This window comes from Amycolatopsis sp. SID8362 (assembly GCF_010550475.1).
GTDB classification, from domain to species: Bacteria; Actinomycetota; Actinomycetes; order Mycobacteriales; family Pseudonocardiaceae; genus Amycolatopsis; species Amycolatopsis eburnea.
On the sequence record NZ_JAAGNB010000105.1, the window covers coordinates 1 to 5152 of the forward strand.

Sequence of the window (5152 nt, forward strand, 5' to 3'; positions counted from 1 at the left end):
AGCACGCCGGCCGCCAGCCCGGCCGACCTGCCCGCCGCGGCGGTGATCTGCCGCTGCAACAACGTCACCAAGGGCCGGCTGATCGAAGCCTGGAAGGCCGGCGCCACCGACACTCCCGCACTGGCGCGGGCCACGCGAGCCACCACCGGCTGCGGCGGGTGCACCGACACCGTCGGCGGCATCGCCACCTGGCTCGCGGCGCAATGACCGACACGACCCGTCGCAAGGAGAACTCCGTGGCACACCAAGGCAAGCACTGGATCGAGCACTGGGAACCCGAGAACGAAGAGTTCTGGGAGTCCACGGGCAAGCAGGTCGCCCGCCGCAACCTCTGGTTCTCGGTCTTCGCCGAGCACATCGGCTTTTCCATCTGGACACTGTGGTCGGTCATCGTCCTGTTCATGGGCAAGGACTACGGGTTCTCCGCCGCGGACAAGTTCCTGCTCGTCTCGACGCCGACGCTGATCGGCGGCCTGATGCGGCTGCCCTACACCTTCGCCGTGGCGAAGTTCGGCGGTCGCAACTGGACGGTCGTGTCCGCCGTCCTGCTGCTGATCCCGACGATCCTCGCGGCGGTCGTGCTGCACCCCGGGACGTCGCTCGGCACGTTCCTGCTGGTCGCGGCCCTCGGCGGCGTCGGCGGCGGCAACTTCGCGTCGTCGATGACGAACATCAACACCTTCTACCCGGAGAAGCACAAGGGCTGGGCCCTCGGCCTCAACGCGGGCGGCGGTAACCTCGGCGTCGCCGCGATCCAGCTGGTCGGGCTGCTGGTGATCGGGACGGCGGGCGCGACCGCGCCGCGGATCGTGCTCTACGTCTACATCCCGCTGATCGTCGTCGCCGCGGTGTGCGCGTACTTCTACATGGACAACCTCGCCACCGTGAAGGGCGACACCAAGGCGATGCGCGAGGTCGTCAAGGACCCGCACACCTGGGTCATGTCGTTCCTCTACGTCGGCACGTTCGGCTCGTTCATCGGCTACAGCTTCGCCTTCGGCCTGGTGCTGCAGAACCAGTTCGGCCGCACCCCGCTGCAGGCGGCCGCGGTGACGTTCCTCGGCCCGCTGCTCGGCTCGCTCTCGCGGCCCACGGGCGGCTGGCTGGCCGACCGCATCGGCGGCGGGAAGATCACCTTCTTCACGTTCATCGGGATGGCGCTGGCCACGGTCGTGCTGATCCTCGCGTCGACGTCGAAGTCCCTGGCGCTGTTCACGATCGCCTTCATCGTGCTGTTCGTGCTCACCGGCGTCGGCAACGGCTCGACGTACAAGATGATCCCGGCGATCTTCCGCGCCAAGGCGAAGGTGGCGATCTCGAACGGCGGCGAAGAGGCGGCCGAGCTGCTCAAGGCACGCCGTCTGTCCGGTGCGCTGATCGGCCTGGCCGGCGCGATCGGCGCCGAGGGCGGGCTGTTCATCAACCTCGCCTTCCGGCAGTCGTTCGCCGACGCCAAGAGCGGCGTCCCGGCCTTCATCGGATTCCTCGTCTTCTACGGGCTGTGCTTCGCCGTCACCTGGGCGGTCTACCTGCGCAAGCCCGCCGAACAGCCCACGAGTGAGCGCGGTCTGGCGCTCGCGGGAGCGGAGGTCTGAGATGCCCACCCTGGTCGTCGCCGGACACGGCATGGTCGCCCACCGGCTCGTGGAGGCGGTGCGCGCGGAAGACCCTTCCGGCAACTGGCACGTCGTCGTCCTGTCCGAGGAGCCGCGCCCGGCGTACGACCGGGTGGCGCTGACGTCCTACGTGGACACCTGGGACCCGGCTTCGCTGGCGCTGCCCGGTTCCGACTACGCGGGTGACTCCTTTGTGGATCTCCGGCTCGGGGAGACGGCGGTTTCGGTGGACCGGGCCGCGAAGACGGTCACCACGGCGTCCGGCGCCGTCGTCGCCTACGACGCGCTGGTGCTGGCCACCGGTTCGCGGCCGTTCGTGCCGCCGGTCCCCGGCCACGACCTGCCCGGCTGCTTCGTCTACCGGACCATCGAGGACCTCGATGCGATCCGTGCGGCGGCCGTCGACAAGCCCGGCCGCGGGCGCCGCTCGGCCGTCGTCATCGGCGGTGGCCTCCTCGGCCTGGAAGCCGCGAAGGCGTTGCGGGACATGGGACTTTCCCCGCACGTCGTCGAGATGGCGCCGCGGCTGATGCCGCTGCAGGTCGACGAAGGCGGCGGCTCGCTGCTGCGGCGGCTCATCACGAACCTCGACGTCACCGTCCACACGGGAACATCGACCGACGCCATCGAAGCGGACGGCTCGCGGCTGCTGGCCAAGCTGGGCAACGGCACCGAACTCGACGTCGACCTGGTCGTGTTCTCCGCCGGTGTCCGGCCGCGCGACGACCTCGCCCGCCAGTCCGGCCTCGAAGTGGGCCCGCGCGGCGGGGTGCTGACGGACCTGTCCTGCCGCACCAGCGATCCGTCGGTGTACGCCATCGGCGAGTGCGCGGCGGTCGACGGGCGCGTCTACGGCATCGTGGCGCCCGGGTACGCGATGGCCGAGATCGTCGCGGCCCAGCTCACCGGCGGCGCCGGTGAGTTTCCGGAGCCGGACACGTCCACGAAGCTCAAGCTGATGGGCGTCGACGTCGCTTCCTTCGGGGACGCGCACGCCGCCACCGAGGGCGCGCTGGAAGTCGCCGTCAACGACGCGGTCGCCGGCACGTACAAGAAGCTCGTGGTCACCGACGACGGCAAGACGCTCCTGGGCGGCGTGCTCGTCGGCGACGCGACCGAGTACAACACCCTGCGCGCGCTGGTCGGCCGTCCGCTGCCGGCCGAGCCGGGCGCGATCCTCGCCCCGGCGGGCGGCGGCGCGGCGGTCGGTGTCGACGCGCTCCCGGACGCGGCGCAGATCTGTTCGTGCAACGCGGTGTCCAAGGGCGCGATCACCCGCGCGATCCACGAAGACGGCTGCGACTCGGTGCCCAAGCTCAAGGCGTGCACCCGCGCGGGCACCGCGTGCGGCTCGTGCGTCCCGCTGCTGGGCAAGCTGCTGAGCGCGGCCGGGGTCGAGCAGTCGAAGGCCGTGTGCGAGCACTTCCCGCAGTCGCGCGCGGAGCTGTTCGAGATCGTCCAGGCCACCCGGATCACGACGTTCAGCGAGCTGATCGGCCGGTACGGCACCGGCAGCGGCTGCGCGCTCTGCAAGCCGGCGGTGGCCTCGATCCTGGCCACCCTCGGCAACGGCCACGTGCTCGGCGGCGAGCAGATGACGTTGCAGGACACCAACGACCGCTACCTGGCGAACCTGCAGCGCAACGGCACGTACTCGGTCGTCCCGCGGATCCCCGGCGGCGAGATCACGCCGGACAAGCTGATCGTGATCGGCGAGGTCGCCCGCGACTTCGGGCTGTACACCAAGATCACCGGTGGCCAGCGGATCGACCTGTTCGGGGCCACGGTGGACCAGCTGCCGCTGATCTGGCGGCGCTTGGTGGACGCGGGCTTCGAGTCCGGGCACGCCTACGGCAAGGCGCTGCGCACGGTGAAGTCGTGCGTCGGGTCGACGTGGTGCCGCTACGGCGTGCAGGACAGCGTCGGGCTGGCGATCGAGCTGGAGCTGCGCTACCGCGGGCTGCGGTCGCCGCACAAGCTCAAGTCGGCCGTCTCGGGGTGCGCCCGGGAGTGCGCGGAGGCGCGGAGCAAGGACTTCGGGATCATCGCCACGGAGAACGGCTGGAACCTCTACGTCGGCGGCAACGGCGGCACCACGCCGCGGCACGCGGACCTGCTGGTGTCCGATGTGGACACCGAGACGCTGATCCGCACGATCGACCGGTTCCTGATGTTCTACGTGCGCACCGCCGACCGGCTGCAGCGGACGGCGCCGTGGATCGAGGAGATGGACGGGGGCCTCGACCACCTGCGCGCGGTGATCGTCGACGACTCCCTCGGCATCTGCGAAGACCTCGACGCGGCGATGGCCAAGCACGTCGACAACTACGCCGACGAGTGGAAGGGCGTGCTGGAGGACCCGGAGAAGCTGGCCCGGTTCACCTCGTTCGTCAACGCGCCGGGCACCCCCGACCCGGCGATCTCGTTCCGCTCGGAGCGCGAGCAGAAAGTGCCCGTGATGCTGGGAGTCCCGGAGGTGCGCCGATGACGACGTCGATCGAACGGACCTGGACGGCGGTCTGCTCCGCCGAAGTGGTGCCGGAGTACGCGGGGGTCGCGGCGCTGCTCGACGGCGTGCAGGTGGCGATCTTCCACCTGCCGGGCGACCGGTGGTACGCACTGTCCAACTGGGACCCGTGCAGCGGCGCGGCGGTGCTGTCCCGCGGCATCGTCGGGGACGCCGGCGGGGTCCCGGTCGTCGCGTCGCCCGTCTACAAGGAACGGTTCGCGCTCGAGGATGGACAGTGCCTGGACGCCGAGGACGTCTCCGTCCCGGTGTACCAGGTGCGCGTGCGAGAGGGCGTGGTCGAAGTGGAGAGTCCGTGACCGGTGTTCTCCCGCTGACCGGCTTCGTGGTCGGCATCACCGCGGCGCGCCGAGCCGATGAGCTCGGCGCGCTATTGGTGCGCAAGGGGGCCAGCGTCCGCTACGGCCCGGCGATCCGGATCGTGCCCCTGACCGACGACACGGAGCTGCACTCGGCGACGGCCGCGTTGCTGGAGGCGCCGGTGGACGCGGTGGTGGCGACGACGGGCATCGGCTTCCGCGGCTGGCTCGAGGCGGCGGAAGGCTGGGGCCTCGGCGACGCGCTGATCTCGCGCCTTTCGGACTGCGCCCTGCTGGCCCGTGGCCCGAAGGTGACCGGGGCGATCCGGGCGGCGGGGTTGTCCGAGGCGTACTCGCCGGCGTCGGAGAGCAACGCGGAGCTGTTGCAGCACCTGCTGTCCTCGGACGTCACCGGCAAGCGGATCGCGGTGCAGCTGCACGGCGAGCCGCTGCCGTACTTCGTGGAGACGTTGCGGGCCGCGGGGGCGGAGGTCATCGAGATCTCGGTGTACCGCTGGGTCGGCCCGGTGGACCCGGGACCGGTGGACCGGCTCCTCGACGGCGTCCTGGACGGGGCGATCCACGCGTTGCCGTTCACGAGCGCCCCGGCGGTGGCTTCGCTGCTGGCGCTGGCCCGCCGCACGGGCCGGCTGCCGGGCCTGGTCACGGCGCTGTCGGGCCCGGTGGTGGCGGCCTGCGTCGGCCCGATC

5 protein-coding genes are annotated in these 5152 nt (G+C 71.0%); all 5 read left to right on the plus strand.

Going from position 1 to position 5152, the window contains the following annotated elements; all coding sequences use genetic code 11:
• Positions 1-207, plus strand: a 207-nt coding sequence (locus G3I65_RS03815) for a (2Fe-2S)-binding protein (protein WP_203612273.1), incomplete at its 5' end; no start/stop codon positions are given.
• Positions 204-1595, plus strand: a complete 1392-nt coding sequence (locus tag G3I65_RS03820) for a NarK/NasA family nitrate transporter (RefSeq protein ID WP_160694801.1) — start codon at positions 204-206, stop codon at positions 1593-1595. The genes G3I65_RS03815 and G3I65_RS03820, both read left to right, overlap by 4 nt.
• A 1-nt stretch (position 1596) precedes the next feature.
• On the plus strand, positions 1597-4104 hold the full coding sequence (nirB, locus tag G3I65_RS03825; protein WP_160694803.1) for a nitrite reductase large subunit NirB: 2508 nt from the start codon (positions 1597-1599) through the stop codon (positions 4102-4104).
• Positions 4101-4442, plus strand: coding sequence for a nitrite reductase small subunit NirD (nirD, locus tag G3I65_RS03830; protein ID WP_160694805.1), 342 nt, complete (start codon positions 4101-4103; stop codon positions 4440-4442). The genes nirB and nirD overlap by 4 nt, the downstream gene beginning before the upstream one ends.
• On the plus strand, positions 4439-5152 hold a 714-nt coding region (locus tag G3I65_RS03835; RefSeq protein ID WP_160694808.1), incomplete at its 3' end, for a uroporphyrinogen-III synthase. The genes nirD and G3I65_RS03835, both read left to right, overlap by 4 nt.